The organism is Polaribacter irgensii 23-P, from assembly GCF_000153225.1.
In the GTDB taxonomy this organism is placed as follows: domain Bacteria; phylum Bacteroidota; class Bacteroidia; order Flavobacteriales; family Flavobacteriaceae; genus Polaribacter; species Polaribacter irgensii.
In genome coordinates this window covers 18,791-33,741 of sequence record NZ_CH724148.1, presented here as the reverse complement: position 1 = coordinate 33,741, position 14,951 = coordinate 18,791, and the positions used below count along the sequence as shown (strand labels likewise).

Here is a 14,951-nt window from a genome sequence, read left to right as displayed (position 1 = left end):
GGCAACCTCGTTATTTTAAATGGTAATTGTCAATTATATTTTTAATTCCTTCTCGGTAGGAGGTTATTTTAAAATTGGGAAATCTACCTTTAAACTTTGAAGAATCAAATAGATTATCATTGGCGTAGCGCGGCAACAATTCTTGAGTTTCTTTGATATTTGCATTAAAAAAAGAAGCTATTTTTAAAGTAAATGAATTCAAAACATCATATTTGACAGTTCTATTTAATTGCTTTGATATTTCTTCCATTATTTCGCGATACGTCAGTCGGTTGTCGTCACAAGGAAGATGCCATGTTTGCCCATATGCTTCTGGAGTATTGCCGATTAGTGCCATTGCTTTACTAGCGTCAGGTGTGTAGATTAAAGTTCTTAAAACAGTATCTTTTAGAAGTATTTTCGGGTTTTTACCTATTTTCAGTTTTTCAAAAATGAGCATATTCGTAATCCCCTTTGTTTTTCCAGCGCCATAAAATTCCGGTGCTCGGCATATAACAGCAACGATTTCCTTTTTTTTAATAGCATTTAACAACATTTTTGCGGCCTTTTTTTTTGCGATTCCTTTCTTTCCTTTCGATGTTAAAGGGGTGTTTTCTTTTTGAATTTTGTGAGCTTGCGGATAGGCATAGGTATTGTCAAAGTAGACAAGTTTGCAATTGTTTTTTTTACAGGCTGCGATTACATTTTTCATAATTATTGGCCAATCTCGCAACCAAATTATTGAGTTGTAAGTGAGGCCAACAGTCAAATAGGCAATTTCAGCATTTTCTAAAGCGCTGTTTACTTCCTCGGGAATTAGCAAATCAGCTTTGAATAAAAGATCGTTGGGATCTGTTTTTTTAGGGTTTCGTCCCACTAATTTTATTTTATTAGTATAGGTCTCCCTTAACTCTTTTGCTAATTCTTCTCCAATAATGCCATTGGCTCCTAAAATTACTTGCATTTTTTATCTTTTAGTGATGCTCAAGATTGTTGAGCTGTCTATGTGGTGATTTTAAAATTGAAAGTTAGTGCATAAAAGTGGAACTGAGAAAGTTCATCGAATCGTTTATCGTTAGAAAGTGGCTTTAGCGTTAAATAGGAACGCACGAACAACTGTTTTTTTAAAAATAAATTTAGGCATTAAAAGGATGTTTGTCAATCCCTATACATCGTATGAATTTGGTGCACCTGAATATAAGATGCAGGCTAAAAACAGATAAGAACCTTTGGTTATTGACTGTTGCGAGTTTTTATAGAGCGTGTCAGATGAGAGATCTGTAGTAAAGCGCAGCTGTCGTTTTAGGAATAATTGTGAGGAATTAGAGGAAGCTGCTATATGCCATGTTATTTTTTTGATGCTAGTGTCTTGGGAGACTCAATAGTAAGGGTATCGCATGGATTATAATAAAATGGTTCTTACGAGTGGTATGGTAGGTTTTTTGGATTCATAGGTAATTGAATCGTGTATTATTCAGGAGACAAGGTTGCGTTTTCAGTAAGAAAAAATGTATTAAATGGAGAATGCAATGGTATAAAGTAATACTTCGCTGACTGCACAAAGGAACAAATGCTTGTGAATTTCCTTTTGATATTCTTTTGGAACGCTCGGTCTAGTCAAGTATTGTATGAGTGTAATCATAGTGAAAAAACGCATCCTTAGAGTGTGCAAATACAAAAGCTTTTTAAGGTGCTTCATTTTGAAGCTTTTGCTTGGTCGTTAAGTGTCTTACTTATTTCTTGTCTGTACTTAGCTAAAATTTTAATATTATTTGTCTATCGAAAACAAATGCTGTGTTGTAATTCTTGAATTTTTGTCAGCTGAGGAAAACCACAAAAATCGGGTCTTATTGTATAAAATAAAAAGGGTGTACATGAAGAGGGGGAAGGTCAATATTTAATAAACCATTGTAATTGCAATATAAATATTAAGGCAGTGAAGAATGTTACATAATTTTAGGAAGATGTTATATAATTTATTGTCGTGCCTATTTTTATAGCCACAAAAAAAGGTTTAGAGTGGAGTCAGATAAAAAGAATGTATGGTTTATATTGTTTGTAGATTGCGTTTTTAAAAAGAGAAGTATCGCATTTTAGTCTTCGATGCTCATGTGAAACAAGGCATCTCCTTTATTTACAATGGGTGTTTTGTTAATGCAAAAGATATGGCCATTGAAAGGAGCATAAATTTTCTTTTTAAACTCGCCAAAGGGATCTTGAAGAACACCGAGTACTTCTTTCTTTTTTACATAACTTCCAATGGTCACTTTAATCTTAAACATTCCAGAATGAGAAGCGCGCAGCCATTTTGCCCTTTCAACATAAATAGGACTTTCTCTCACAGCAATAGTGCCTTCAATAAGCCCTAAGTGAATCAGTACGTTTTTTGTGCCGTTTACACCCTCATTGATAATGGTAGGACTCAGTTCTTTTGATTTTCCTCCTTCAAAGAGCAAAACAGTTTTCCCCATTTTGTGTAAAGTATCTCTTAAGGATTTTGTTATTTTATTAGAGAATACAATAATGGGTGGATTGAAAACTTTCGCAAGCTCTAAGGATTTTGTGTCGTCTTTGCTACATCTTATCTGCGCAATATTGTCGCGCTCACCACCTCCGGTATGAAAGTCGATTACATAATCAACAAATGGTGCAATTTCTTTAGTAAACTGATAGGCAAATTGGCTGGCTAAAGAACCATTTAAAGTTCCCGGAAACATTCTGTTCAAATCGCGTCCGTCAGGGAATTCTCTTGTTTGAATAAGGTATCCGAAGATATTAAAAACAGGAATGCAAATAATGGTGCCGTTTTTCGGTTTGTTAATCTCTAGGTTTATAATTTCTCTAATAATTCCTACACCATTAGTTTCGTCACCATGAATTCCGGCCAATAGTAACACAACAGGTCCAGGTTTTGAAGAACGTTCTACAATAACAGGTACTTTTACGGTGGTTCTCGTGTGTAATTTTGCAACTTCTAAGTCAAGAACCGTTCGCTTTCCTTCGGGAATTTCCTTCCCTAAAAGTACAAAAGTTTTATTCGACATTTAGCTCTAGATAACGGATAATTTCTTTTGCAATATTTTTTCCAGTAGCAATCTCAATTCCCTCTAAACCGGGTGATGAATTTACTTCTAAAACCAAAGGTCCTTTAGAGGATTGTAGCATATCTACCCCCGCAATTCCTAAACCTAGCGCTTTTGTTGCTTTGAGTGCTGTTTTTTCCTCTTCATCGGTCAGTTCAATTACGGTTGCGTTGCCACCTCTGTGCAAGTTTGAGCGGAATTCGCCTTCTTTTCCTTGGCGTTTCATTGCGCCAACAACTTTGCCGTCAACTACAAAAACTCGGATGTCTGCGCCACCAGCTTCCTTGATGAATTCTTGTGCAATTACGCGGGCACCTAAACCATTAAACGCTTCTAAAACAGAAGTTGCTGCATTTTGAGTTTCTGCCAAAACAACTCCTAAACCCTGAGTTCCTTCTAGTAGTTTTAGAACTAAAGGAGTGCCACCAACAGATTCTATAACGTGTTCTACGTCTTTTGTATAGTTGGTAAATACTGTTTTTGGTAAGCCAACACCTGCTCTTGCTAAAATTTGTAAACTGCTTAATTTATCTCTAGATCGCACCAAACCGATAGAGGAAACTGCAGTAAAAACTTTCATCATTTCAAATTGACGGATTACAGCAGTACCATAAAAAGTTACAGAGGCTCCAATTCTAGGAATAATGGCATCAATATTTTCTAAATATTCTCCTTTATAGTATATTTTTGGAGCTTTTCGTTCAATTTCTATATTGCATTTTAAGTGATCTACAACCAGCACTTGATGTCCTCTTTTTTCGGCAGCTTCCACCAGTCTTTTTGTTGAGTATAGTTTTGAATTTCTAGATAAAATAACAATCTTCATTTATTTATATATTTTTTAATTTGTGTGATAGGTTTATTTTAAGCGTGTCTATCACAAATTTTTTATTTAAAAATTTACGCCCAAGTAAGATAGGAAATTTCATTTCTTTTCGTTCGCTTAATGTCAAGTAAATTGGAAAATTCTTATTGAAAATAAAAATTTCAGTTTGAATCATAAAACGCACTTCAGCAATACCATTTGAACTTTTTACTTTTTTTGAAGTGTAATTTTTTGATGTGAATTGTTTATTATTGTAAAAAGGGTGCTCTGGGTCCAGCAATGTAAATTGGAGGACAGATTCCCCTTTTGCACTCATTTCTTGAATATTAGAACAATGAATTGTAGATGTGTAGGCTCCAGAATCTATTTTTACATCAATTCCCGAAAGAACAAATTCTGGAAAATCCGCTTTGTCTATGCGGCCAATAGTCATTTTCATTTTTAGGATTTAAACCAAGGTAAACTTAAGAATACTTTTTTGCTATTTGGATGAAATTTTTAAAACTTTGCAATGGCTGCTTCTGCACAGCGTTCTCCGTCCATGGCAGCAGATACAATTCCACCAGCATAGCCTCCACCTTCTCCACAGGGAAACAATCCGTCGATATCTGTATGCTCTAAATTTTCTTTTCTTGGGATATTTATGGGAGATGAGGTTCTGGACTCTACTCCAATGATATTTGCTTCATTGGTATAATATCCGTGCATTTTTTCTCCAAAAGCAGCAAAACCTTTTCGCAGTCTACTTCCGATGATTTTTGGTAAAAGGGAATGTAGGGGAGCAGAGTTTAAACCCGGTTGATATGAAGTACTGTTCAAGTCTGTGGATAGTTTTCCATCGACAAAATCTACCAATCGCTGCGCAGGTGCTTGTTGTGATCTTCCTCCGGCATAAAAAGAAGTTTTTTCTAAATCTTTTTGAAATTCTAAACCTTTTAAGGCACCAAAAGACTCATATTTTTTAAAGTCTCGATCGATGTCTAATTCAACCACGATACCCGAGTTTGCAAATTTATTATTTCTTCTTGAGGGCGACATCCCATTTACAACGACTTCGCCATTTGCCGTCGCTGCAGGGACTATAAAGCCACCAGGACACATGCAAAAGGAGTAGACTCCTCTATTGTTTACTTGTTGTACCAAACTGTACGCTGCTGGGGGCAATAGCTCGTGTCTTTCTCCCGAGCAATGGTATTGTATTTGATCTATTATTTCTTGCGGGTGCTCAACACGAACGCCCATGGCAAAGGATTTCGCTTTCATGCGAATTTCTTTTTTATGAAGTAATTCATAAATATCTCTTGCAGAGTGACCTGTCGCTAAAATAACGGCATTTACAGTCATTTCTTGGCCATTTTGAAGCTGGATAGCACGAAGCTTATTGTTTTGAACAACGAAATCAACAACTCTCGTTCCGAAATGAATTTCCCCACCAAATTTTAAAATAGTTTCGCGAATATTTTGAACAATTTTAGGCAATTTATTCGTGCCAATATGCGGATGTGCATCGACCAATATTTGTTCAGAAGTTCCATGGTATACTAAGTTTTCAAAAATTCTTCGTACATCACCACGTTTTAAAGAGCGCGTGTATAGTTTTCCGTCAGAATACGTACCTGCTCCTCCTTCTCCAAAGCAGTAATTAGAATCTTCGTGGACAATGTGATCTTGGTTGATTGCTTTTAAATCACGTCTTCTATCTTGTACATTTTTTCCGCGTTCTAAGACAATCGGTTTGTAGCCCAATTCTACGCAGCGCAGTGCCGCATACATTCCTGCGGGCCCAAATCCAATAATATGAATCTCTTTGGCAGCAGAAACGTCTTGATAATCAAAAATATAGTCAGATTTTTCAGGGACAGCTTCATCAATGTACACCGCCACTTTATAATTAAAAATGACGTCTTTTTTACGTGCATCAATTGACTTTAGTAAAACTTTTACAGCTGCGATTTCTTTGGGATCAATTCCGAGTTGTTTGGAAGCCTTGTACAAGAGAATATCTTCCTTTAATTCCTCTATTAAATTTACACGAAGTTGAATTTCTTTAATCATGCAGCAAAAGTAATTAATTTAAAGCGAATATGAAGTCAAAAAATGAGGCTGATTTTAGAGTAAGTATGTAGACTTATTTCAAATATATTTTTCCCAAAAAACACATTTAATTGTATAATTTACAAATAGATAAGCTTTTTCTAAAGACGTAAAATATAAGTTACGATATCCGACAAAGAAGCATGCGGTCATTGCCAAATAAATCTTTTTTTAATTGTATCGAATGAAATCCTTTTTTTGTTAACATTTTTATGGTTTCCTTTGCTAAATATTGATTGATTTCAAAGAATAATAGTCCGTTTTTAGTCAACCCTTGTATCGCCAAGTCCGCAATTTTGTCGTAAAAAAGCAAGGGATTTTCATCGGAAACAAATAAGGCCAAGTGCGGCTCGTTTGCCAACACATTTTTATTTATTTCTACCTTCTCTAATTCTCTTACATAAGGAGGGTTGGAGATGATGATGTCGAATTTTTGAGGCAATTCCGTGGTTTTCAAAATATCGAGTTGTATAAAATTTACAGCAACGTTGTTTAATAGCGCATTCTTTTTCGCAATGTGAAGTGCTGTCGCAGAATTATCAATTGCAGTAATTTCTGATTGTGGGCTGTTTTTAGCCAAGGAAACAGAAATACAACCGGTTCCAGTGCCAATATCTAAGATGGTGAGCGGCGTTTCTATCGCATTAGTAGCCTTATTTTTATGTTCCCCGTGTATTTCCTTTATCTCATGGAGCACCCATGATACCAATTCTTCCGTTTCGGGTCTCGGAATTAGGGTGTTTTTATTTACGAGAAAAGGCAAGCCATAGAATTCCGTATTCCCAAGAATGTATTGGATGGGCTCCTCTTTTTGCAAACGATCAATAATTTTTTTCAGAGACGTAACAAGAACATCTCCAATTATCAAATCTGGATTTAAAACGGTATCGATTCTTTTTAGTTGCAGCTTTTCTTCCATTAAAATAAAGAAAAAACTCTCTATTTCAGTGGATGGATAGTTGTCTGAAAGTGCTTCGAAAAACAAAAACTTAAATTCTTTTAATTTCATATTTTTTTTAGCATCCATACATTACAAGAATAATGACCGGTATTTCCTAAAGGTGCTGGCAGATTTAAAAATCCATTTTTCTCATATAATTTTCTTGCAGCTTCCATGTAAGGCATTGTTTCCAAGTAGCAGTTTTCAAATCCAAATTCTTTTGCTTTTTCTAAACATTTAGAAATGAGATCCGTTCCCAAACCTTTTCCTCTTGCAATAGGGAGGAAGTACATTTTTTGCAGTTCACAGATGTTGTTTTTATCATTTTGCAAAGGTGCAATTCCTGCGCCTCCTATAACTTTGTGGTCATGTTCTAGCACAAAATAAAATACCCTTTCTTTCTGATAGGTCTCAAACATGCAGTCTGTGGCCTTATCTTCATATGCTGTTCCTATTTTAGGGGCACCCATCTCTAAAATCACACTTCTGATAATTTCGGATATTGCTAGGTTGTCGGTAGGTCTTATTTCTCTAATGATAAAATTTTCAAGTGTCATTTATTACTGTATTTTTGCAGGAGCAAGTTACTTTAAATTTTAATTTTTTTTTATGAAAAACAGCATCTATTTTTTGTGCTTCACTTTATTGATATCCAGCTGTTCTGTTCAGAAAGAGCCTGTTTTCGTGAAGGTAGACAACCTAGAAATAGTTAGTTTTGCTTTGGATACGATAAAATTAAAAGCAGCTGCTTTTTTTGAGAATCCCAACACTGTAGGTGGTATAATTTCTGCAGATGAGGTGAAAATATTTGTGAATGGAGCGCAGGTAGCACAAGTTTTTTTGGAACCCTTTAAAGTTCCGAGAAACAAAGCTTTTTCTATTCCTTTGATAGCAAATATCCCTACAAAAAATTTATGGAGTTCAAATAAAAAGGGATTGTTAGGAGGATTGTTAAACTCTTTGTTGACGAAAAAAGTAACGGTCCAGATCAAAGGAAACTTGCAGTATGTTGTTTTTGGATTTAAAAGGGTCTTTTTAATTGACAAGACCCAAGAAATAAAGGTAAAATTATAAATGATTAGACACGAGCAGTACATACAGCGTTGTTTGCAAATTGCAAAAAATGGAATTGGGACTACGCGTCCAAATCCTTCAGTTGGCGCCGTTATTGTATGTAAAGGCGTGATTGTTGGAGAGGGCTTTACAGCAGCGTACGGGGGAAATCATGCAGAGGTAAATGCAGTGAATTCTGTGGAGCATAAAAAATTGTTAGTTGAGTCTACTTTATATGTGACACTTGAACCTTGCAGTCATTTTGGAAAAACACCACCCTGCGCAGATTTAATCATAAAATACAATATAAAGAGAGTAGTCATTGGTTGTGTGGATACCAATAGTTTGGTGGCTGGTCAAGGAATTGAACGCCTAAAATCTGCAGGTGTTGTTGTTACTGTAGGTGTTTTGGAAGCTGAATGTCGCAAGCATCACAAACGTTTTTTTGTAGTACAAGAGAAAAAGCGTCCTTATATTATTTTAAAATGGGCAGAAACAAAAGATGGATTTGTTGCACCCCTATCAAAAGATGCTGTCGCGCCAAAATTCATTTCCAATCGCTATTCTCAGCAATTGGTGCACAAGTTACGCAGTCAAGAGCACGCAATTTTGGTAGGTAAAAATACGGTGTTGGAAGACAATCCAAAATTAAACGTTCGAAGTTGGTCCGGAAATAATCCCATTAGAGTTGTTTTAGACAGTGCTTTGGGTATTCCAGAAAGTGCACATGTTTTCGATGGGAGTATTACAACAATTGTGATTACAGGAAAAATTCATGGCCACGAAGAAGTAAAAACCAAAAAGTACGCATTCAATAAAAACTTAATTTTTGAGCCTATTGATTTTTCTAAAAATGTGGCAGAACAAATTTGTGTGGTATTGTTAAAGCATCAGGTTCAGTCTTTAATTGTTGAAGGGGGTACTCAAACCTTAGCGACTTTTATTTCTGAAAATTTGTGGGATGAAGCGTTGGTTTTTGTTGGAGACCATTCTTTTGATGCTGGTGTAAAAGCACCAAGGCTAGATAAGAATTACAAAAAAGAGCATGTGCTTGAAGATCTGATAAAAAAATATACCAATGATTAAAAATATTGTTTTCGATTTTGGAGCTATTTTTATCAACTTAGATAAAGAAAAGTTTGCGTTAGAATTGCAGAAGTTAGGCATTTCTCAACAATCGGACGAAGTACTGCCTATTTTACATCAATATGAAATGGGACTTATTTCTACAGAAAAGTTTACAGCTATTTTTGAGGAAAAATTGGGGGTTTCTACAGAAGAATTTACTAAAGCGTGGAATGCTATTTTATTGGATTTCCCCAAAAAACGGTTGAATTTTATTCAAGAGCTCGCAGAAAATAAAAAATACCGTCTTTTTTTATTGAGCAATACAAACGATTTACATATTTCTTGGATACAAAATAACTGGGGTACCGAATTGTATGATACTTTTAAAAAATGTTTTGAGCAATTTTATCTGTCGCACGAAATAAACCTTCGCAAGCCAAACATTGAGATTTATAATTTCGTTTTGGAGACCAACCACTTAATTGCGCAGGAGACCCTCTTCATAGATGACACAAAAGAAAATACAGAAGCTGCAAAATCTATTGGAATTGAGGTCTGGCATTTAATTCCTGAGAAAGAAGATATTGTAGAATTATTCACTAAAAACAGCTTATAAATTGATTTTTTTACTCTTAAGTATTCTTTTCTCTACAGGATTATTTGTTATTTTTAAATATTTTGGAATTTATAAGATTGATATCTTAAAAGCTCTTTTTGTAAATTATATTGTGGCTTTTTCCATGGGCTTTTTGTTGGCGGAAAGACGAATTTCGATAACAGAGGTTTATTTGGAGCCTTGGTTTCCAGGTGCGCTAGTTTTAGGAGCCTTGTTTATCGCGATCTTTTTTGTCATGGCAATGACTGCGCAAAAAAACGGTGTTTCTGTGACGTCCATTGCTGGTAAAATGTCGGTGGTAGTTCCAATTTTATTTGGAATTTTTTTATACAATGAATCGGTTACTTTTTTGAAAATATTGGGAATCATGATTGCGTTAGTTGCAGTTTATCTCTCTTCTATTAGAGAGGGGAGACAGAAAGAAAACGGAACTTTATTGTTTCCTATTCTTTTGTTTATCGGATCTGGAACCATCGACACCCTGTTAAAGTATGTGCAAGTAAATTATGTTTCAGATGGAGATGTAGCTATTTTTTCAGGAAGTTTATTTGGGATTGCAGCCATTTTTGGATGTCTAATTTTAGCGGTAAAAACCATCATAAAGAGGGAATCTTTTGGGGTAAAGAATGTAATAGCAGGAGTCATTTTAGGCATTCCTAATTATTATTCTATTGTTTTTTTAATGAAGGCTCTTCAGAATAAAAACATGGAGAGTTCAACACTCTTTACCGTAAACAACGTAGCAATCGTAATTGTATCTACATTGGTAGGGTTGTTTTTTTTTAAGGAACAATTTAGTTTTAAAAATAAAATAGGAGTTGTTTTGGCAATTTTAGGAATTGTATTAGTAACAATTGCTTAAAGTTTGCGAAGGGAACCTGCATAATTCAATTATATTTAATCGAAGAGAATGGACGATGTTTATAAGACCGTAGAACAACCATCAGAAGAAACACTTTTTAAAGAAAAGGGGAGTAAGTTTTTTGGGTACGCCTTTCCAGTTGCCTCCGAGGAGGCTGTTAAGGAAGCTTTGGAGAAGCTTCGGAAAAAACACCATACGGCGAGACATTTTTGTTATGCTTATCAATTAGGAATTGACATAATTAGATTTAGAGCAAACGACGATGGAGAGCCAAATAATTCTGCAGGAATGCCTATATATGGTCAAATACAAGCTTTTGAAGTCACCAATATCTTAATTGTTTCCGTGCGCTATTTTGGGGGCATTAAATTAGGTGTGGGAGGACTTATGTCGGCATACAAGTTGTCGGCTCAAATGGCGCTAGAAGCTTCTGATATTTTAGAAAAGACGGTTAAAATAGCGTGTCAATTGACGTTCAATTACGATTTGATGAATGCTGTAATGCGAATTATTAAAGAAAGAAATATCGACATCGTAGATCAAAAGTTAGAAATGGAGTGTCAGTATACGATTGCTGTTCGGAAAAAGGATGCCGAAACTATTTTTGCAATCTTTGAGAATATGTATAAAGTTACGGTAAAAGAGGTAGCGTGATTTTTAGATCCCGTAAGCGACTTTTGCTTTTTTTTTGTCTAGATATAGACAATGATCTTAAAAGTTGCCAGAATATTATTTACTAATATCCCAGACTTTTTAATAAGTTCTCTGGACAACGTCTGGGTTTCATAGTTTTTGAATTCACAAAAGCTAAAACTGTGTTTCCTGTGCAGATGAGTTCTTCGTGTTGATTTTTTATTTCGTAGTCAAATTCAATTTTCACCAAGGGTTCTTTCTTTAGAAAAGTATGGATGGTTAGAACATCGTCATAAAGGGCTGATTTTATAAAATTGCACTTTAAAGAAATTACAGGGAGTATTATTCCGCTGACTTCCATGTCTTTGTAAGTAATGCCCAAAGAGCGCAACCACTCAGTTCTTCCCAATTCAAAAAATTGTGCATAATTCCCGTGATAGACTACGCTCATTTGATCTGTTTCTGAATATCTTATGCGCGTTTTTGTTGTAAATTTCTTCAATAAGTGTGGTTATTTTTTCTGTCTCATAATACGTAAAAAATAATTAATAATCAATAGCACATACATTTTTTTATATTGAATTTTATTCACATTTTTGTATGACCTAAAAAACGCGACTCATATCAAGTTTTAACCAAATTTAATAACCTCAAGTACCTACAAAACTAAATGACTTTATCTTCAGAATCAGTTTGGAACGAATGTTTGATTTTCATCAAAGATAACATTAAACCACAAGCCTACAAAACTTGGTTCGAACCGATAAAACCTGTTAAACTGTCAGGAGAGTCCTTAACGATACAGGTACCGAGTAAGTTTTTTTATGAATGGTTAGAGGAGCACTATATCAAGTTACTAAGGGTAGCATTGGTGAGACAATTGGGTAGTGATGCCAAATTGATTTACGATGTAAAAATGGAAAACAATTATAGTAGCAATCGACCACAAATTGTTAAAATTCCAAGTTCAAATAGAAACCCTCTAAAACCTCAAAACGTAACTGTTTCTTTAGATTCAGGAAAAAGAGAGCTTAGAAACCCATTTGTAATTCCAGGATTGCAAAAAGTTAAGATAGAATCTCAGTTAAACCCTAATTACAATTTTGCAAATTTCGTAGAAGGAGATTCCAATCGATTGGCACGATCCGCAGGAATGGCAGTTGCAAATAAGCCAGGAGGAACCTCTTTTAATCCACTGTTAATTTACGGTGGTGTTGGTTTGGGAAAAACACATTTATCCCACGCAATTGGAGTCGATATTAAAGACAAATATCCAGACAAAACGGTTTTGTATATTTCTTCAGAAAAATTTACACAGCAGTTCATCGATTCTGTAAAGTCAAATACTAGAAATGATTTTATCCATTTCTACCAAATGATTGATGTATTGATTATTGACGATGTTCAATTCTTATCTGGTAAAGCCGGAACACAAGACGTGTTCTTTCATATTTTTAACCATTTACATCAAAATGGAAAGCAAGTAATTTTAACCTCAGATAAGGCACCTGTAGATATGCAAGACATCGAACAGCGTTTGTTGTCTCGTTTTAAATGGGGATTGTCGGCAGAGTTGCAAGCACCTGACTATGAGACAAGAATTTCTATCTTACAAAATAAATTATTTAGAGATGGCGTAGAAATGCCAGAAGACATTGTAGGGTATATTGCTAAAAATATAAAGTCCAACGTTAGAGAATTAGAGGGAGTAATTATTTCAATGATTGCACAAGCTTCCTTTAATAGAAGAGAATTTTCTTTAGAATTGGCAAAGCAGATCGTAGACAAGTTTGTAAAAAACACCAAGAAAGAAGTTTCTATAGATTATATCCAAAAAGAAGTCTCTAAGTATTTTGACATGGATGTTGCGACCTTGCAGTCGAAAACACGCAAACGTCATATTGTGCAAGCAAGACAATTAGCAATGTTTTTTGCAAAGAGATTGACCAAAACATCGTTGGCTAGTATTGGCAATCAGATTGGACAAAGAGACCACGCAACCGTATTGCACGCTTGCAAAACTGTTGACAATCTTACCGAAACAGATAAGCAGTTTCGAAAATACGTAGACGACTTGACTAAGAAGTTAACTTTCTAAGACCCTTTTTATTTTTAAAATAGAACCAATGATTGGTAAACTTTATTTAATTCCCACGACTTTAGGGGATACAGAACCTTTGGAAGTAATGCCACTATCGGTAAAAAAAGTCATAGAGGAAATTGATTATTACATTGTCGAAAATGAAAAAACGGCAAGGAAATTTATTAAAAAAATTTCACCTAAAAAATCACAAGCTTCTTTACAGCTGATGTCACTGGATAAATATGCAAAAGATATCGAAACAAGGAGGTATTTAGATGTCTGTAAAGAAGGGATCAATGTAGGATTATTGTCAGAGGCAGGAGTACCGGCAGTAGCAGATCCAGGAGCAACTATTGTAAAACTAGCACATGAAAATAATATACAAGTAGTTCCTTTAGTGGGGCCAAGCTCTATTTTAATGGCGATGATGAGTTCTGGTATGAACGGACAGAACTTTGCTTTTAATGGGTATTTGCCAATTGACAAAGACGAAAGAAGGAAAACCATAAAAGAGTTAGAGAAGCTTTCAAAAGATAAAAATCAAGCACAGATTTTTATTGAAACACCGTATCGCAATGAGAAAATGTTTGCAGATTTAAAAGCAGCTCTGTCACCAGCAACATCCCTCTGCGTTGCGGCGGATATTACCTTACTAACAGAGTTTATTAAAACGCTTTCTGTACAGGATTGGAAGCACCAAACAATAGACTTGTATAAGAAACCTGCAATTTTTATCATTCAAAAAGAGTAAAGAATTGCAGCGGTTGTGCTTAAAAAATACCAGCTATCGTTAGTGTGTTTAAACGAAATTGTAAAAACGTACTACTAGACGAAAATAAGTTTGAGTATTAAACTTTTGCCAATCGGTCCGCTACAATATTTGAGAGGTCATAGTTTGCAAATTTTTTCAAATAGGATGCGATACTTGAACCATAAGCATCAGAAAAACGCTCACATCCGTCACTGCGTAAAAACTTCTTTACATTTCCAGCACCGCTCAAGTGTGCAGCGGCTAAAATTCCGGACTCTGTGATCAGAACTCCATTTATTTTTTTCCCTTCTGTGCTTAGAATGTCTTTTCTTAAAATCCACTTATTGACTTTACACAAGGCTACAAACGCTTTTTCTTGTAATAGTGGAGTTTTTAAAAAGTGTTGAGTATCATATATTTCAAAACGCTCTAATGTAGTTTTTCCAAACTGATATTTTCCGAGATACCCCAAGGTATTCACAATAGAATATTTTCCTTGAGATTCTTTGAAAGCTACTGCCTCTTTAAAGGCAACAAAATCTCTTTCCAGATAAAAAATAGTACTGCTGATTGTTTTGGGAAAGTTTACATCATCTCCTCTGATCCATGCGGATTCTGAGGAGCTTGTTGGGGTAATAGCAATTGCATTTACAAAGAGTATTACTGCGCTGAATAAAAATATTTTATTTTTGATAAAAATGTGTTTTCTGTTTTGCGGTTGCAAAATTACAATACAATTTTAAAGTAATTGACAGTCAGTTTGTTAAATTTAAATGAAAATGTAAAAAGTGCGGTATATTCTTAATATTTGCACTAATACCTGTAAATTTTTAAAAAATTATTGTGAAATTATCAATAGAAAAGACATTCTATCGTATTCTTTTGATTTATTTGTTTTCTATAAAAATATTGGACGTTTGCGTATTATATTGCTTGAAGTTCCTACCTAGACTGACATTATAA

Annotated in this window: 16 protein-coding genes; 7 read left to right on the top strand and 9 right to left on the bottom strand. The window is 34.9% G+C overall.

Annotated elements, in window-relative coordinates; translation table 11 throughout:
- Positions 1-10: 10 nt before the first annotated feature.
- The 7 genes from PI23P_RS00185 to PI23P_RS00155 form a co-directional block, all read right to left on the bottom strand.
- Entirely contained in the window at positions 11-943 is a 933-nt protein-coding gene (locus PI23P_RS00185; protein ID WP_004568651.1) for an NAD-dependent epimerase/dehydratase family protein, read from the bottom strand.
- Between the two features lie 1,129 nt (positions 944-2,072).
- Positions 2,073-3,023, bottom strand: a complete 951-nt coding sequence (locus PI23P_RS00180) for a succinylglutamate desuccinylase/aspartoacylase family protein (protein WP_004568650.1) — start codon at positions 3,021-3,023, stop codon at positions 2,073-2,075.
- Complete coding sequence (gene rimK / locus PI23P_RS00175) at positions 3,013-3,888, bottom strand: 30S ribosomal protein S6--L-glutamate ligase (RefSeq protein WP_004568649.1); 876 nt, start codon at positions 3,886-3,888, stop codon at positions 3,013-3,015. The genes PI23P_RS00180 and rimK overlap by 11 nt, the downstream gene beginning before the upstream one ends.
- 4 nt (positions 3,889-3,892) lie before the next feature.
- Complete coding sequence (locus tag PI23P_RS00170) at positions 3,893-4,327, bottom strand: ATP-dependent zinc protease family protein (protein WP_004568648.1); 435 nt, start codon at positions 4,325-4,327, stop codon at positions 3,893-3,895.
- A gap of 59 nt (positions 4,328-4,386) precedes the next feature.
- Complete coding sequence (locus PI23P_RS00165) at positions 4,387-5,943, bottom strand: NAD(P)/FAD-dependent oxidoreductase (protein WP_004568647.1); 1,557 nt, start codon at positions 5,941-5,943, stop codon at positions 4,387-4,389.
- A gap of 160 nt (positions 5,944-6,103) precedes the next feature.
- A complete protein-coding gene (gene prmC / locus PI23P_RS00160; protein ID WP_026288766.1) occupies positions 6,104-6,991 on the bottom strand; it encodes a peptide chain release factor N(5)-glutamine methyltransferase in 888 nt (295 codons plus the stop codon).
- Positions 6,988-7,479: a GNAT family N-acetyltransferase gene (locus tag PI23P_RS00155; RefSeq protein ID WP_004568645.1), complete on the bottom strand. Its 492-nt coding sequence runs from the start codon at positions 7,477-7,479 to the stop codon at positions 6,988-6,990. Before PI23P_RS00155 ends, prmC begins: the two co-directional genes overlap by 4 nt.
- A 127-nt stretch (positions 7,480-7,606) precedes the next feature.
- Between PI23P_RS00155 and PI23P_RS00150 the strand changes: the two genes are divergently transcribed.
- Genes PI23P_RS00150 through PI23P_RS00130 form a run of 5 tightly spaced genes read left to right on the top strand, consistent with a single transcriptional unit; the run spans position 7,607 to position 11,175 of the window.
- Entirely contained in the window at positions 7,607-7,996 is a 390-nt protein-coding gene (locus PI23P_RS00150; protein WP_238299955.1) for a hypothetical protein, read from the top strand.
- Positions 7,997-9,061 (top strand): bifunctional diaminohydroxyphosphoribosylaminopyrimidine deaminase/5-amino-6-(5-phosphoribosylamino)uracil reductase RibD, encoded by a 1,065-nt coding sequence (ribD, locus tag PI23P_RS00145; protein WP_004568643.1) that lies wholly within the window; start codon positions 7,997-7,999, stop codon positions 9,059-9,061.
- On the top strand, positions 9,054-9,659 hold the full coding sequence (locus PI23P_RS00140; protein ID WP_004568642.1) for an HAD family hydrolase: 606 nt from the start codon (positions 9,054-9,056) through the stop codon (positions 9,657-9,659). The genes ribD and PI23P_RS00140 overlap by 8 nt, the downstream gene beginning before the upstream one ends.
- 1 nt (position 9,660) lies before the next feature.
- On the top strand, positions 9,661-10,521 hold the full coding sequence (locus tag PI23P_RS00135) for a DMT family transporter (protein ID WP_004568641.1): 861 nt from the start codon (positions 9,661-9,663) through the stop codon (positions 10,519-10,521).
- A 48-nt stretch (positions 10,522-10,569) separates the two neighbouring features.
- Positions 10,570-11,175 (top strand): IMPACT family protein, encoded by a 606-nt coding sequence (locus PI23P_RS00130; RefSeq protein WP_004568640.1) that lies wholly within the window; start codon positions 10,570-10,572, stop codon positions 11,173-11,175.
- Between the two features lie 82 nt (positions 11,176-11,257).
- On the opposite strand, the gene PI23P_RS00125 is transcribed toward PI23P_RS00130, so the two are convergent.
- On the bottom strand, positions 11,258-11,656 hold the full coding sequence (locus PI23P_RS00125; protein WP_004568639.1) for an acyl-CoA thioesterase: 399 nt from the start codon (positions 11,654-11,656) through the stop codon (positions 11,258-11,260).
- Positions 11,657-11,824: 168 nt separating this feature from the next.
- Here PI23P_RS00125 and dnaA point away from each other — a divergent pair, with 168 nt between their 5' ends.
- Positions 11,825-13,252 carry a chromosomal replication initiator protein DnaA gene (gene dnaA, locus PI23P_RS00120; protein ID WP_004568637.1) on the top strand — a complete coding sequence of 476 codons (1,428 nt, stop codon included), beginning with the start codon at positions 11,825-11,827 and terminating at the stop codon, positions 13,250-13,252.
- Positions 13,253-13,280: 28 nt separating this feature from the next.
- On the top strand, positions 13,281-13,988 hold the full coding sequence (locus PI23P_RS00115; RefSeq protein ID WP_004568636.1) for an SAM-dependent methyltransferase: 708 nt from the start codon (positions 13,281-13,283) through the stop codon (positions 13,986-13,988).
- A 97-nt stretch (positions 13,989-14,085) separates the two neighbouring features.
- Here the strand turns inward: PI23P_RS00115 and PI23P_RS00110 are convergent, their stop codons facing one another.
- Positions 14,086-14,712: a hypothetical protein gene (locus PI23P_RS00110; protein ID WP_004568635.1), complete on the bottom strand. Its 627-nt coding sequence runs from the start codon at positions 14,710-14,712 to the stop codon at positions 14,086-14,088.
- Between the last annotated feature and the right edge of the window lie 239 nt (positions 14,713-14,951).